The organism is Aquirufa echingensis, from assembly GCF_042714525.1.
Classification (GTDB): Bacteria; Bacteroidota; Bacteroidia; order Cytophagales; family Spirosomataceae; genus Aquirufa; species Aquirufa echingensis.
Window position 1 is genome coordinate 314,331 of record NZ_JBBKYA010000002.1, and the last position, 15,050, is coordinate 329,380.

Below are 15,050 nucleotides of genomic sequence, written 5' to 3' on the forward strand. Positions count from 1 at the left end.
TACCCTCTATGCTAGCTGAACAATTTGAGCAAATCATCCAAAAAAGAAGATCAAATCGCCTCTTTGACGTAAATATCCCTGTAGACGATTCCGTTATTCAGCGCAGTTTAGAACGTGCCATATTATCTCCCAACAGTAGCAATATGCAATTATGGGAATTTCATTGGATTCACAGTCCTGAGAAAAAAGCTGAATTCCATGCCCTATGTTTAGGACAATCAGCGGCTAAAAATCCCGCTCACTTAGTTGTATTCGTCACACGTCAAGATCATTGGAAACAACATGCCCAATGGAATCTTGATCAAATAAAAAATAGCCTTCAAGGCAAAGAACCTGGTAAAAGAGAAAAAAGAGGCTTGCAGTATTATGGCCAATTGATGCCCTTGCTTTACCGACAAGATATCTTCGGAATATTCACGCTCATCCGGAAATCCATGTGTTTCTTCATGGGTATACGTAAACCATTCATGCGTTTTGGGGGAAAAGCAGACCAACGCGTCATGGTGCACAAATCGTGTGCTTTAGCCGCACAAACGTTCATGTTATCGATTGCCGCCGAGGGTTTTGACTCTTGCCCTATGGAAGGGTTTGATGCCGTTCGTGTTAAAAAGGCATTAAATTTGCCTTCAGGAGCAGAAATCAACATGATTATTTCGGTGGGGAAAGGTATGCAAGAAGGTGTTTGGGGAGAACGTTTCCGTTTACCTTACAACGATGTCGTGATTAAATACTAAAGGCAATCCACATCGGGTATCACCTGCACGCCTTTGAAAATAGGTTTGCTTGGTAACTCATCAAGAACTAAGCGAAGATCCACTTTAAATTGGGCTAAGGATACTCCCTTTTCCAATTTGATTAGAATTTCCATGACGAATTGATTCCGTATACGTTCAATTAAGGGACGCTCCGGACCCAAAATCCGTCCATGACCATATTTAGCCTTTAGTATCGCACCTAATTCATGTGCGGCTTTCTCTACCTGATTGGATTCCATGTGGCGAAGCGTCAACTTAATTAAGCGAACAAAGGGCGGATAATGATATCCCTCCCGCTCCACAATCTCATCCGCATACAAGGCAGCATAATCTCCCGATTGAATGAATTGGAACAATCGGTGAGATGGTTGATTCGTTTGAATAAACACCTGGCCTTGCTCATCTCGCCGACCGGCTCGCCCGGCCACCTGCGTGATTAATTGAAACGCGCGCTCATGCGCCCTGAAATCCGGAAAATTGATAATACGATCCGCATCAAAAATGGCTACAGTAGAAAGGCCATCAAAATCAAGCCCTTTAGCCACCATTTGGGTACCTACTAAAATATCGATATTTCCCGACTGAATCTCAGCCAATAAACTATTAAAAGCCGTTTTGGAGCGCGTGGTATCCAAGTCCATCCGACCAATACGCGCATCAGGAATAAGCAATTGAAGCTCTTCTTCTAACTTTTCGGTCCCATAGCCCATCGTTTTTAGATTCGTCCCCCCACATGCCCCACAGCGACGTAATAAACCCTCGCGATAGCCGCAATAATGACAGCGCAATTCTTGATCTTTGGCGTGATATGTCAAACTCACATCACATTGATTGCATTCTGCAATCCAATCACAATCTTGACATTGAATATAAGGGGAATAGCCTCTTCGATTTTGGAATAAAAGGCTTTGTTTTCCTTTCTGAAAATTCTCATCCAACATCGTAACCAAATCCACCGAAAATCCGCCCTTCATCTGCTTCATTTTGGTCGCATATTTGGTATCAATCAAGGTCATTTCGGGCAATGTGGCCTTTCCAAAGCGTTCCGTCAATGTAACCAAACCATATTTCCCCTGCTTTGCTTGGTAATAGGATTCTATGGATGGAGTAGCTGAACCTAAGAGCACTTTGGCTTTTTGTTGGCCCGCTAGCACCATCGCCACATCACGCGCATGGTAACGCGGTGCTGGATCGACTTGTTTAAACGAAGACTCATGTTCCTCATCCACAATGATCAAGCCCAAACGCGAAAATGGTAAAAACACGGATGAACGAACACCCACCACAAATGGATATTTTCCTTCTACAATGGATTTCCAAACCTCCACGCGTTCATTATCCGAGAATTTCGAATGGTAAATCCCCACCTGCTCCCCAAATATTTTTTTCAATCGGGCAACAATTTGAGTAGTTAAAGCAATCTCAGGCAACAGATACAGCACCTGATCGCCATTGGCCAAGGCTTCTTGTATTAATCGGATATATATCTCCGTTTTGCCACTTCCTGTGATACCATGCAATAACACAGTCTCCTTTTCTTGAAACTGTTGGAGTATCGACTGATATGCTTTCTCCTGTGGAGCATTTAAATCAAAACTCGCAGGAATAAAATCATCGGAATCACTCCCAAACCGAGAAACGATGGTCTCAAATGATTCAAAAATCCCATGTTTTATGAGTGTTTGCAAAGCACTTTCCGACAAGCCTGCTTGGGTGAAACTCGATTTCTCGAGTCCACGTTGGTTCGTTTCCGCATCTCGCATGACAGGTATGTACTGCAGATAATGCAAGAGAATACTGATTTGCTTGGTCTTGGATTCTAATTCACCTATCAGCGTCGTAATAGCACCTTTATTCGCATAATTTTGAGCGAGTCGAATACGCCGTTGAACCTTTGGCGTATATCGGTCTTTTAATTCATCAAAAATCAAAATTGCCCCCTTACCCACCATCGCTTTGATGTGATGATAAGGACTTTTTACTTCCGCGACCCGCGCAACCTCATCGTAGGAAAGGGATCCTTTTTCTTGAATCGCTTGAAATATAATCGTTTCCTTTTCCGTTAATTCATGAATTGCTTGAAATTCGGGATGTATTTGTACTTTCGATTGACTCGAAATTTTGAGTCCTGCTGGCAAAGCTACTTGGAATACCTCACCTGGGTAACACATGTAATAATTAGCCACCCATTGAAATAAGGCAATTTGAGATGCCGTAACCAACGGGGATTCATCCAGAATCTCTAAAATGTATTTCGCTTGGTATTGTTTCGGAGGCTGGTGATGAACACTGACAATAACGGCCGTCAACACTTTGGTACTTCCAAAGGGAACTACGATACGGAGGCCCGCCTCAACCCAGGTAGCCCATTGTCGGGGAACGCGATAGGTAAAATAGCGTGGAATAGGCAATGGGAGTAATGCATCAACAAAAACTGTTGATTCTTCCGACTCAAAAAGCACCTTAGATTCCCCCATAATAAGCTACAAATAAACAGAAAGTTCAGGAACCGAACAAGTTACTATTTCCAAGAAAGTGTTTGAATTAAATGAAGCGCATCTTGCTTCAGAAAACGGATTATCGGGGCTAAGGAATCGTTTTGGGTTGCTGTTTTTACATAGATTGCTCCACGTAAAAAATGTTTGGTGCTATCCGTGGTAAAAAACTGCAAGGAAGTCGCTACTTCCCCATTTAATTCAATCAATCCCGCTTTTCTACCATCTGAGGTAGTCATGACATAATCATGAATTCCGGCAGCCTTTCCCTGATGCTTATATGCTAAGGCAAATGCATCATTGATCAGCGCCTTCATTTTTTGTTTATCTCCTCCCAGTGGTTTATAGGTAATTTGAATAAAAGCATCCCAGCTTGGATAGTACAAATAAATCCAATGTGGTTCGGCTTTAAAGACTTCTTTTTTATTCCCGATTGTAACGGTGTCTGGAATCACTTGAGCGAATTTTGAAACCTCAAATTGATAGGGATGGCCTGCTTCTAAAGAAACGTATTGGGCCTTAGGAAGATCAATCCGATTGTAACCTTTGGGACGGGGAACATCACCTACTTGCTCTTGATTACAAGCAAATAAACTAATAACTAGTCCGAGCAAACAAAGGTATTTCGTCATAACTATTGAGGCATATCGACTCCGTGGTAATCCAAAATAGGCTTTTGGATTGCTTGAAAAACCTGCTCACGTAAAACAGGTAAATCTTCTTGTGTCATTCCTTTCGTATCAATGGGCGCATGAATACGCACACGAACAACACCTGGTTTCAGAACGAATTTCGCGTCGTCCAGTAATTGATAATTATTCAAAAAGGAAATCGGCAATACGGGAACCTGTTGCTGAATCGCCATCGCAAATGCCCCATCCTTTAATGGAGTCGACATAAAAGGAAAACTTTTTGACGTAATCCCTCCCTCTGGGAAAATAATAATGCTTCTTTTGGATTGCAGCGCGCGAATAGATTTGGCTAAAGTTGCGGTCCGACTACCCCGATCATTACGATCTACTAGGATATTTAATCTTGCGTATAAATAGCCAAACAAAGGCACTTTTTGGATCGAACTCTTCCCAACAAATGAAAAATAGTTGGGCAAAATCTTCACAAAAGCAGGAATATCTAAATAGGAAAAATGGTTCGCACAGAAAACATAGACTTGTTTGGGATCTAATTTTTGTTCAGATATTACCTCAAAACGCAAAAATCCAAAGGCAAAAAATAAACGTGACCAAACACGAACCAATTTGTGTGCATAGCGCTTGGTATCCTTATGCTGCAAACAGATTACCATGAATGGATAAAGGGCAAGAAACCAGCCAATAAACCAAAAACCGGTCCATACAGAGTATAGACCGATTAGCGGATTTGATAAATAAGGATTTTTTTTCTTCATGGGTAAACCCTGAAATTTATTCTACGATACCTAATTGAACCGTATTGGTTTTCTTTGTCGTATGCGCAGGAATGGAAAGCGTTGTTACAAAAACGTCGCCAACCGATAATAATTGTTCTTTTTTCAAGCGATCAACCATTCCTTGAACAGTTTTCTCAGCGCTTTCAGATGCAGCATCGTAATAGAATACTTTCACACCCCATAACAAGCCCATTGTTGACATCAACTGCTTATTGTTTGTAAATACATACAAATCAGCTTTTGGACGGTGTGCAGATAATTTAAACGCAGTTTGTCCTGAATTTGTAATGCAAAGGATTGCTTTTGCTTTCGAGTCACGCGCCAAACGACATGCTCCCGAGATCAAACGATCTGTTAACGTTACGTTAGGTGTATTTGCCAAAGCGTGATTTTTGAAATAAATCGCAGCCTCGTCTCCACGAACGATTTCGATCGCGTTTTGTTGTTCCTCTACAACTTCATGAATGTGAGCCATTGTCTCAACAGCCTTGATAGGATATGCTCCAGAAGCAGATTCACCTGATAACATCGTTGCCGATGCACCTTGTAATACGGCATTCGCAACGTCAGATGTCTCAGCACGTGTAGGAACTGGGTTTGTAATCATGGACTCCAACATCTGAGTAGCCACAATAACAGGCTTACCAGCTGCCGTACATTTCTCAACCATTACTTTTTGAAGGTAAGGAACAACAGCACCGTCCATTTCAACACCTAGGTCACCACGAGCAACCATGATTGCATCCGTAGCCTCAATAATTTCATCTAAATTATCGATCGCCTCTGGCTTCTCGATTTTAGCAATAACTTTCGCCGTTTTACCGTAAGCTTTGATTTTATCTTTGATATCCCAAATATCAGATGCCTTGCGTACAAATGATAATGCGATCCAATCAACACCATGATCTAAACCAAAATATAAATCGGCCGTATCTTTTTCAGTCAAACATGGCAACGAAACTTTCGTTCCAGGAAGGTTAATACCTTTCTTCGACTTCAAAATTCCGCCATAAATAACTTCGGTTACAACTTCTTTTTTCTCTTTATCAATTGAAAGTACTTTAACTTCTAAGTTACCATCATCCATCAAAATACGCTCACCTACGTTTACGTCTAAATACATGGAAGTGTAAGTCGTTCCAACCTTTTCAGATGTTCCCAAAAGGTTTTCATCCATCGCAAAGATCAATTGCTTTCCTGCCTCTAAAGGCACGCCATTGTTCTCCACTAATTGCGTACGAATTTTTGGACCTTGTAAGTCTTGTAAAACGGTTAGATTCAAACCTAACTCATCGCTGATCGAACGAATAGTCTGTAAACGTGCTAAATGATCTTCATGCGTTCCATGAGAAAAATTTAGACGGAAAATATTCACTCCTGCTTGAGCTAATTGGATTAAAGCTTCTCTTGTTTCAGATGCTGGGCCTACAGTGGCAACAATTTTTGTTTTGCGTTGGTACGACATAGATTAGTTTAGTCAAATTACTTTGCAATTTACATTTAAGTCGGCAAAAAATGGAATTAAATCAAGATAATAAACCCGATTTTTTGTAAAAATTTAAGAATTCAATGCCATATCACTCCTTGCATCTAATTTTTTACTCGTTTTATCCTATGCAACAAGAAGCATAAAAAAAGGAGCTCAATTGAGCTCCTTTCATTTGTAATTCTTACGATTAGTTTTCCCACATGTCATGCTCCATTTCAAGTAACTTATACTCGAGCAATTGAGACATCATCAAACCTTCTTTTTCTCCTCCATAAAGGTCTGTCAAAAACTTGTTCTCGACATTTCCTTTCTTGATGATACGCGCTTGGAACATACGTAAGTCGAAAGCATCTGCCATGTTTTTGTGCTGCGTTTCATTCTCTGAATTGTACCAAATACAATTCGGATTCGAACGGAACAATTTATATAAATCCTTATAACGGAATGACGCAACCGCTTTATCAAAACCCGCTTTCGTTTTTGATGCTGGTATAATCAAGCTGATGGATTGAATATCGAAATATAAACGAGAGCGACGACGATCAATAATCGCATCCTCACGAATTTCTAAAATCGACAATTCCTTAGGGAAATAGTACGATACTGCTGCAACAGCTGGCTTTTGTTCAAAAGCATCTTTAGCTGGTGCTCCTGCAGGTTTTGCAGCTCCACCCCAGCCATCATCAGTTCCTGCAGTCTTTGGCGCAGCACCCTCAGCACCAAAACCTGCCGCTTTTTCAGCATCAGATAATGCAGCCTGCTCCGATTGCTCCTCCATTTTCAAGTTATCTTGAAATTGCTCTGGCGTTAATTTCGTCAACAAAGAATCGTTTGCATAAGGAGTTAAAACACCCGCTTTTACCCAATCCAAAATAAACTTTGAGATCTCATTATTAACCGAGAAAAAAGGTTGGTTAATTTTCTCGTTCAAATCCATGCGACGCCACAAACGCGCTTTGTAATGAATGCTTGATTCATCAATAGGACGAACAGAATTTTGATTTGGTGGCAAAGGCTTTTCTTGTGCTTGAGCGACAAAACCCAAAACAGTCAATACCAATAACAACAAACACTTATTTACTAATTTCATACGATTCATGTTAATTCAAAGGAATGTTTTTCGCCATGGTAAATGGAATGGTTTCAACAGCTCCTTTAAAATTCTTCCGTTGAACTCCTTTAATTTCAATGTAATAGCGGTCACCTGCTTGCGCCTGTGCTGCTAATTTAGCAATCGACCCAGAACCTTGTAAGGTAATGTCATCAATTTTCCGTTGGCCACGTGCTAAAGCTACATACAATTCCGAAACACGGAAATTTGCATCTTCCGGATTCGTCGACTTGAACGATTCATCCGCGATTGCACGCGCATCAATGCTCCTTAATCCCGATGCACTTGCACCACGCTTCTCGTCTAACTCTCCCCCATTTCCAAAAACACGAACTTCAGGTCTTGGCACACGACGCACACGGAATGTTTCTTTACCCAACAAGGTTCCCCCGTTTGCAATATTCAACGTTATTGTTGCAGCAGACGGTACAATTGTTACTTTGCCACGATTTTGACCTCCGATCGCCTCTCCACCTTCCGCAGAGAATGATGGATTCCATAATGCGCCCAAACCAGGACTCGCAACACTTAAACGATTCGCACAGCCTAAATAAAGTGCTGGCAATGTTGCGGTTTCAATGTTATAGGTTGGCTTTAATACGAAATATTCTTTCTGAATTGTTTCTGTCTTAGGCCCTAGTGGACTCATGTAAGAAACTGAAGCCGTATAGGTCTTCTTCGACAAACCATTCGCATCGAATCCACCACCTGAGGTCTTGAATTTGATTTGACCACGGCCGTCAATGACTGGAATGGATGATCCATTGAAGCTCATGCGAGGAGTAAAACCACTCGATGTTGCCGCAATAAACACTTCAGCTTGGTATTCCATCCCCGCTACTACTGTATTGGCATTCGCAGACACTTGCGCAAATACTTTATCAAACTTAATCTCCTTCGCTCCTACTTTCGCAGCTAATTGCGCTAAGACATCACTTTCATAACGACGAACTTCCGCTTGCTTCTGTGAAATCGTTGCCATGGCAGCTGGCACAGGAGTTTGAGCAAAATTTAATTCAGCAAAATCCTTATTCGCTTGATTCGCATCTTTGCTAGCAATAGGATCAGATTTTGCATCATTAGCTAAGGAAGGGAATTTCGTTCCTGGATCTGCTAATTTTTCCAAATCCTGCACATATTTTGAAAACATGGCTTCCAACTTATAGGCCTCTCCCGATTTATTTGCTCCTACCATTAAGGTAAATACTTTCTCCTCTTCTTTTGGGTTTTTGATATTACCCGTTTCAGGATCAATACCGCCACCTGCTTCTAGAATTTGGCTCTTCAAAGCGTCCAAATGATTCACTAATGCATCAGCTAAGCGACGAACTTCATTCGCACGTTTAACCACATCCGCATAAGCACCTGGATTAGGTAAATCTTTGATTCGCTCCTCAATTCCCTGAACCATTCCTTTATTTTTGGATGTTGCCGATTGGTTGGCAATCTCCAAACTGGAATTCAGAATCGTAAATTTTTGTAATAATGCATCTGATACTTGTAAGGCAAGTAATGCCGTCAGTACTAAATACATCATCCCGATCATTTTCTGCCGGGGTGTTTCTTTTAAACTAGCCATATTATCTAAGCTGTAATAAAATCAATAATTATCCTTTCATAGCAGTCAACATGCTGCCATACACTTGATTTAATGCCTGTATGTTGGCATTCAACTTAGCTAATTCTGCTTTGAATTGCTCTGCATCTTTCGAAGTCGAAGCAATTTGCTCAACCGTTGTATTCACGTTTCCGTAATATCCATTAATCGCTTTCAAATGCTTGCTAGACTCTTGGATTTCTGTCTCGTAAATCGCATTCAATGCAGCTAATTGATCTCCTGCCTTCGCGTATTGTTGGGCATATTTCGCAGCTTCTGTCGAAGAAATCGAAATGGACCCCAATGAAGCGTTCGCATCAGAAACTGTTTTGTTCAATGAACCTAATGAAGCAGACGATGCATTTAATGATTGTACAAAATCATTTGCAGCACCTGTTGCTTTTGTAATTTCTTGTAAGCTGTTAGCTGTCTCAGTCAAGCCTTTCAAGCTCTTCGTCAAGTTTTCAACAACATCCGCTCCTAAACCTGTTTGGTTAGCTAAGTTCGCTAAACCATTTCCAGCAGGACGAGGGATAGCTTCGCCACCTACTAATTCTGGGTAAACATTTTCCCAGTTATATTCTTTTTCCGGTTTCGCTTGAATGTATAACACACCAAACAAAATAAAAATAGCAGCTTCCGTGAACATACCCACCATCAACATCTCGTTGGCACCTTCCCAGTGAACAATTTTAAACAAAGCACCAATAATTACTACAGCAGCACCAAAACTCGCCACCACATTGATTGATTTTTCTAATCCTTTCATTTGATTAATCTTTAATATCTTTTATTAATTATTTCTTTAAAGCTGGACGGCCTAGGTAACGCATCATCGATCTAAATCCGATATACGAACGCTTCTTGTTTTGCAACTCATAAGCACGTGTACCTGTTTCCAAATAATAGGCAATATCCTTCCAAGATCCTCCACGAACCACTTTACGTGGCTCATCAGCATCTTTATTCACCGTGTTCAAATCCCAAGTAACCGCAGATGCATTATCTGAATAGGCATCTTCACACCATTCAGCTACGTTCCCCGACATATTATATAAGCCAAAGTCATTCGGATCATAGGCATTTGCTGGTGCCGTATACGCATAACCATCCGCATCGTAGTTACCACGATGTGGTTTGAAGTTGGCCATCAAACAACCTTTTGCGTTCGCCACATAAGGATTTCCCCAAGGGTATTTTGCAGATGCGCGACCACCACGTGCTGCCCATTCCCATTCTGATTCAGAAGGCAACTCAAAACGTGGCAAAATGTACATCCCTTGTTTCTTGCGATATTCGTTCATCATTTTTGAACGCCACAAACAGAAATATTTGGCAGCTTCCCAACTAACCCCTACCACAGGATATTGGTCAAAAGCGGGACTTGAGAAATAATATTCCAACATCGGATCACCGTTGTGGTATGTAAAATCGCTCTTCCAAACCGTTGTATCCGGATAGAATTCAGCCATGATTTTATCCTCTCCTAATACAGAGACAGAGTCTTTCAATAAAGAATTTGTGAATTGACGATACTCGTGATTCGTGATTTCTGTATCATCCATATAAAATGCCGCTACCGTCACACGCTTATTAAAGCTGATTCCGGAACGAGAAACATCTTCATCCGCTTGGCCCATCATATAACTTCCAGAAGGCACAAGCACCATGCCATAAGGCGTAGGCTGACTCCATCCTTTACGGGCTCCTGCGACAATTTCTCCATTTTCGATACCTGGAGCATCTTTAGCAGACTTTCCAAATTTCAATCCACCCTTTTTCGAAGATGAACTTCCTTTTGAACTACTAAGAGTCTTAGAACTACTTGAGCCTCCTTTTGAACCACCACAACCCGCAAGGATTGCTGTCAAGGCAAGGGCTGACAACATGAGTGTCAAAGGCTTTCCAACAAATTTAAAATTCATAAAGACGAATTATTATATCTTTTTTGTAAACGAGATCAATCTCAAAAAATTGTGCTGAACTTATTCAGCGTACACAATTAAATCAAATTCCTCAAAATTAAGGGAATTTCTAATAATTCATTGCAATTCCCCCCCTTTTTTTTGCGACATTTTTCAAGATATGCCTAATTAAATCGAGGGGTCTTGATCGGTACAAAACGAGATGCTGTTTGAAAACTTGGCAAAACAAATCGCAACATCACTTCATGCGATATATTTGACTTTACCGCCGAATTAATCATGGACAAATCCAATGCATATGCCAAATCAAGTCGATTATTCATCAGCGACACCCCTGCCATCGCAGTAGCTGCATCATCCCAACGATACCCCGCACCCACCCAAAACTGTTGATGGTATATAACCTTCACCCCCACCTGAGACGAAACAATTCCATTGTAGTAGTTGACCTGCGCGAAAGGACTCCATTCAAATCGATCGTTTATCGAAAGATTCGCCCGAACATGCGCATTCGCAGCTAATTCATTGGCCAATTTCAGACTAGGATTACCAAAATCATATGCTGATTGATTCAGATGCGAAATACCAATACCTAATTCCAATAAATCTGTTGTGTACATAACCCCTGCATTAAAATCGGGCAATGCTTGAGAAACTTGTTTACCAGACAATTCAACTGCCAGTGGATCATTCGAATCCCGCACACGAAAAACGCGCCCATCAAATGATTTAGTCTGCATACCAAATCCCAAACCCATAGAGAATGCTGCCCCATTCGCCAAAGGCAAATGATAAGCTACTTGTAACCGTACGACTTGTTGGCCCACACCCGACGGTGTTTTATCATTCATCACAATCAAACCCATTCCTAGATGTTGGAAATTCAACGGCAACGACAACCCAACAATACTTGTTCCTAAATTACCATTTCCGTCTAGTGATGTTTCATAAGAAGTCCATTGATTTCGGTATTGCATTTGGACGTAGGCATCGCGACCAGCGCCCGCGGCGGCTGGATTAAAATACAGGGAATTGAGATGATATAGACTTAAGCCCGGGTTTTGTTGTGCGAAGACTCCTGAGCTGATGCAGCAAAGTAGTAATAAGCCCAATACGAATTTAAATCCCTGCATGGTTATGATTTGGCAAAAGCTGAGCTAAAAATAAACAAAATTAGCTTAGTGGGATAGTATCTAACAAAAAAAAGCTCCGAATGGAGCTTTTCAATTATTTATTGGCTTGCTTGATGTAATGTTCCAAAGCACCCGTCATCGAAGGAGCATTGGGCATAGGAGCCTGAATATCTAACAGGAGACCTGCGTCATGCACTGCTTGCGCAGTCGTAGGTCCAAAAGCAGCTAACCGCGTATTATTTTGCTTAAAATCAGGGAAATTTTCAAACAAAGACGTAATTCCAGAAGGACTAAAAAATGCAATAACATCATAAAAGACGTTCTCCAAGTCGGAAAGATCCGCCGAAACTGTTTCATACATCACAGCCTCTGTTAATTGGAAATCATTGGTCCCCATGTAATCAGGTAAATCTTTTTGACGCTTATTTGAGCAAGGAAACATAAACTTCTCCGTCTTATGCTTTTTGATAACCTCTAATAAATCTAAGGCAGTCTTCGTTCCTGTAAAAATCTTACGCTTACGAATAACAATGTATTTATGTAGATAATTAGCTGTTTGCTCCGTAATACAGAAGTATTTCATGTCGGCAGGCACCTCAATCTTCGCCTCTTTACAGATGCGGAAGAAATGGTCAATCGCATTCCGACTAGTAAAAATGATTGCTGTATGCGATAAAATATCGATTTTTTGCTTTCTGAAATCCTTGTATGAAATCCCTTTGACATCGATAAATGAACGAAAATCCACTTTAACGTTGTATTTACGCTCAATCTCTGAATAAGGAGATTTTGCCGCATCTGCTGGCGCAGCTTGGGTAACAAGGATACTTTTTACTTTTTTCAACCGTTTAACATCAGGTTGAGCAACATTAGCAACTACACTCATATTAAAATATTCTAATTAAGCATTCTTGTTTGGCCTTAAACTGAAAATGCCTGCAAATATACGACAAATTTTATCAATTAAGTATCTGCCATTACATGTATTCCGGAAAAATCAATTCTCGTAATCCAAATACCATTACCTGCCCTTCCATCAAGATCAAATAGGCCAATAAGGATAATTGATTCACTGGATAGGTCTTACGAAATACCTGAAAAAAGTATACAGCCCGCAACACAAAATAAGCCGTTATCACGTAAGAGATGTATGTTAAATTAACCGGATACATGGGCCCCATATACACCGAGAATAAACTCAACAAGCTAAACAATACAATAAAAAACTGCAAGTTCGCCTGAACCGATTTAAAAAAATGGGCCTCCGCGATATGTGGTAAACGAAATAGGTTAGTAAATAACTTATACATAAAATACCTACTCACAAATAAAGCCAAGCCAAGCAATGTTCTAGACAAAATAAACCCGATCGCAGGAAGGAATCGTTGCAAATTTTCTTGGGTTTCAAAAAAAGCATCATTGGATTGATTCAGCAAGCCATTATAAAATGAAAAGCAGGCTGTAATTAAACTCAACAATCCGATTACCAATAAATGAGGAAATGCGAAGGTGTTTTTCAACAATACTTCTTCTTTGATCTCCCAATGTATCCAATCGGAGAACCGAAAATAGGCAGCAAAATATCGTGGGAAAGCCGCGTACAAAACCCCTAAGAAAAACAAAATCAAGAGAAAGGCAGAACCAAAAAACTGATTAAATAAATAAGCATTCCGTTGGCGTAAATTCAGCATATCTGAAAACGTCGCATTATCCTCCTCCACTTTTCGTTCCAACAAAACGGTTTGAGGAAGTCCAGCCATTTTGGCCTGGTAAAAACTAAAATACAGCGGATTGGCGTTTGGATATAGTTTTTGCAAGCTGTCTACGGACCAATGGTAATGTTTGCCTTTTGTTAAATGACTATGAAAGGTACCTTGCAGAAACAACACATAATCGTCATCCAAATCCATGCGGAAATAGGTATGCGGAAATTCTTGGAGCGGGATAGCCAGCGATTTCGACTTGAAACTGTAGTGTTTCCCGGAGATATAGGGCAGGAAGGTTTTTAAATTTGGTTGATAGACAAGCCAAGCTTTGTCAAGCGGTTGCACTAGCTGCCATTTAGCTGCAGGCACTTCCGTAGAAAGCAATAATAGTAACAATAAAAAAAATCTGCTAATCTTCCCCAAGGGAAAATGACTAGCAGATTTTGAACTAAAAGGAATCATCCTTATTGAATTATTTTCCAGCTAATGCTTTGATCATCGTTTCGCCGATATCCGCTGGAGAGTAAACTACGTGAATACCACACTCTTGCATGATCTTCATTTTCGCTTCTGCTGTATCATCTGCACCACCAATGATAGCACCAGCATGACCCATACGACGACCTTTCGGTGCTGTTTGGCCTGCGATGAAACCTACAACAGGTTTACGATTTCCGTCTGCTTTGATCCAACGAGCTGCTTCAGCTTCCATGCCGCCACCAATCTCACCGATCATCACGATACCTTCAGTTTCTGGATCGTTCATCAACAATTCAACCGCTTCTTTTGTTGTTGTTCCAATGATTGGATCACCACCAATACCGATTGCAGTTGTTTGACCTAAACCTGCTTTTGTTAATTGATCTACTGCTTCGTAAGTCAAAGTTCCCGACTTAGAAACAATACCCACACGACCTTTTTGGAAGATAAAGCCTGGCATGATACCTACTTTACATTCGTCAGCCGTCATAACACCTGGACAGTTTGGCCCGATTAAACGACAGTCATGGTTAGCAATATATTCCTTCGCTACAATCATATCTTTCGTTGGAATACCTTCCGTGATACAAATAATCACTTTGATGCCAGCATCCGCAGCTTCCATGATCGCATCCGCAGCAAATGCGGGTGGAACAAAAATAATCGATGTATCAGCACCTGTTTTTGCAACAGCCTCAGCAACTGTATTAAAAATAGGGCGTTCTAAGTGAGATCCTCCTCCTTTTCCTGGGGTCACCCCTCCTACCACTTGCGTACCGTATGCAATCATTTGCTCTGCATGAAAGGTACCTTCTGTTCCTGTAAAACCTTGTACTATAATTTTCGAATTCTTGTTAACTAAAACACTCATTTCGTAGGGGTTAAATAAACGTAGGCGTAAAATTTTTCCAAAGGTACAAATTATTGATAATA

General features: G+C 40.8%; 13 protein-coding genes. 1 reads left to right on the forward strand and 12 read right to left on the reverse strand.

Going from position 1 to position 15,050, the window contains the following annotated elements:
- The first annotated feature begins 8 nt into the window (after positions 1-8).
- Positions 9-734 (forward strand): nitroreductase family protein, encoded by a 726-nt coding sequence (locus tag SKC38_RS04005; protein ID WP_377975308.1) that lies wholly within the window; start codon positions 9-11, stop codon positions 732-734.
- On the opposite strand, the gene priA is transcribed toward SKC38_RS04005, so the two are convergent.
- The 12 genes from priA to sucD all read right to left on the reverse strand — a co-directional run bounded on the left by priA (position 731) and on the right by sucD (position 14,988).
- A complete protein-coding gene (gene priA / locus SKC38_RS04010; protein WP_377975310.1) occupies positions 731-3,232 on the reverse strand; it encodes a replication restart helicase PriA in 2,502 nt (833 codons plus the stop codon). The two genes, SKC38_RS04005 and priA, sit on opposite strands and share 4 nt — an antisense overlap.
- A 44-nt stretch (positions 3,233-3,276) precedes the next feature.
- Positions 3,277-3,882, reverse strand: coding sequence for a gliding motility lipoprotein GldD (gene gldD, locus SKC38_RS04015; RefSeq protein ID WP_377975312.1), 606 nt, complete (start codon positions 3,880-3,882; stop codon positions 3,277-3,279).
- A gap of 2 nt (positions 3,883-3,884) precedes the next feature.
- A complete protein-coding gene (locus SKC38_RS04020) occupies positions 3,885-4,655 on the reverse strand; it encodes a lysophospholipid acyltransferase family protein (RefSeq protein WP_377975314.1) in 771 nt (256 codons plus the stop codon).
- Between the two features lie 16 nt (positions 4,656-4,671).
- On the reverse strand, positions 4,672-6,141 hold the full coding sequence (gene pyk / locus SKC38_RS04025) for a pyruvate kinase (RefSeq protein WP_377975316.1): 1,470 nt from the start codon (positions 6,139-6,141) through the stop codon (positions 4,672-4,674).
- 211 nt (positions 6,142-6,352) lie between these two features.
- Positions 6,353-7,255, reverse strand: coding sequence for a type IX secretion system ring subunit PorN/GldN (gene porN / locus SKC38_RS04030; RefSeq protein ID WP_377975317.1), 903 nt, complete (start codon positions 7,253-7,255; stop codon positions 6,353-6,355).
- Positions 7,256-7,265: 10 nt separating this feature from the next.
- Entirely contained in the window at positions 7,266-8,855 is a 1,590-nt protein-coding gene (gene porM / locus SKC38_RS04035; protein ID WP_377975319.1) for a type IX secretion system motor protein PorM/GldM, read from the reverse strand.
- A gap of 28 nt (positions 8,856-8,883) precedes the next feature.
- Positions 8,884-9,642 (reverse strand): type IX secretion system motor protein PorL/GldL, encoded by a 759-nt coding sequence (porL, locus tag SKC38_RS04040; RefSeq protein ID WP_377975321.1) that lies wholly within the window; start codon positions 9,640-9,642, stop codon positions 8,884-8,886.
- Between the two features lie 28 nt (positions 9,643-9,670).
- Positions 9,671-10,798 (reverse strand): T9SS ring complex lipoprotein PorK/GldK, encoded by a 1,128-nt coding sequence (gene porK, locus SKC38_RS04045; protein ID WP_377975323.1) that lies wholly within the window; start codon positions 10,796-10,798, stop codon positions 9,671-9,673.
- A gap of 164 nt (positions 10,799-10,962) precedes the next feature.
- A complete protein-coding gene (locus SKC38_RS04050) occupies positions 10,963-11,931 on the reverse strand; it encodes a PorP/SprF family type IX secretion system membrane protein (RefSeq protein ID WP_377975325.1) in 969 nt (322 codons plus the stop codon).
- Positions 11,932-12,025: 94 nt separating this feature from the next.
- Entirely contained in the window at positions 12,026-12,817 is a 792-nt protein-coding gene (locus SKC38_RS04055) for a uroporphyrinogen-III synthase (RefSeq protein WP_377975326.1), read from the reverse strand.
- 91 nt (positions 12,818-12,908) lie between these two features.
- Positions 12,909-14,033 (reverse strand): DUF4271 domain-containing protein, encoded by a 1,125-nt coding sequence (locus tag SKC38_RS04060; protein ID WP_377975328.1) that lies wholly within the window; start codon positions 14,031-14,033, stop codon positions 12,909-12,911.
- 76 nt (positions 14,034-14,109) lie between these two features.
- Positions 14,110-14,988 carry a succinate--CoA ligase subunit alpha gene (gene sucD / locus SKC38_RS04065; RefSeq protein WP_377975330.1) on the reverse strand — a complete coding sequence of 293 codons (879 nt, stop codon included), beginning with the start codon at positions 14,986-14,988 and terminating at the stop codon, positions 14,110-14,112.
- Positions 14,989-15,050 lie beyond the last annotated feature (62 nt).

Excerpts from the sequence above, each read along its gene's own strand:
- SKC38_RS04055 (WP_377975326.1), bottom strand. The coding sequence starts at position 12,817 with ATGAGTGTAGTTGCTAATGTTGCTCAACCTGATGTTAAACGGTTGAAA.
- pyk (WP_377975316.1), bottom strand. The coding sequence starts at position 6,141 with ATGTCGTACCAACGCAAAACAAAAATTGTTGCCACTGTAGGCCCAGCA.
- priA (WP_377975310.1), bottom strand. The coding sequence starts at position 3,232 with ATGGGGGAATCTAAGGTGCTTTTTGAGTCGGAAGAATCAACAGTTTTT.
- SKC38_RS04020 (WP_377975314.1), bottom strand. The coding sequence starts at position 4,655 with ATGAAGAAAAAAAATCCTTATTTATCAAATCCGCTAATCGGTCTATAC.
- SKC38_RS04050 (WP_377975325.1), bottom strand. The coding sequence starts at position 11,931 with ATGCAGGGATTTAAATTCGTATTGGGCTTATTACTACTTTGCTGCATC.
- gldD (WP_377975312.1), bottom strand. The coding sequence starts at position 3,882 with ATGACGAAATACCTTTGTTTGCTCGGACTAGTTATTAGTTTATTTGCT.
- porK (WP_377975323.1), bottom strand. The coding sequence starts at position 10,798 with ATGAATTTTAAATTTGTTGGAAAGCCTTTGACACTCATGTTGTCAGCC.
- sucD (WP_377975330.1), bottom strand. The coding sequence starts at position 14,988 with ATGAGTGTTTTAGTTAACAAGAATTCGAAAATTATAGTACAAGGTTTT.
- SKC38_RS04005 (WP_377975308.1), top strand. The coding sequence starts at position 9 with ATGCTAGCTGAACAATTTGAGCAAATCATCCAAAAAAGAAGATCAAAT.
- porL (WP_377975321.1), bottom strand. The coding sequence starts at position 9,642 with ATGAAAGGATTAGAAAAATCAATCAATGTGGTGGCGAGTTTTGGTGCT.
- porM (WP_377975319.1), bottom strand. The coding sequence starts at position 8,855 with ATGGCTAGTTTAAAAGAAACACCCCGGCAGAAAATGATCGGGATGATG.
- porN (WP_377975317.1), bottom strand. The coding sequence starts at position 7,255 with ATGAAATTAGTAAATAAGTGTTTGTTGTTATTGGTATTGACTGTTTTG.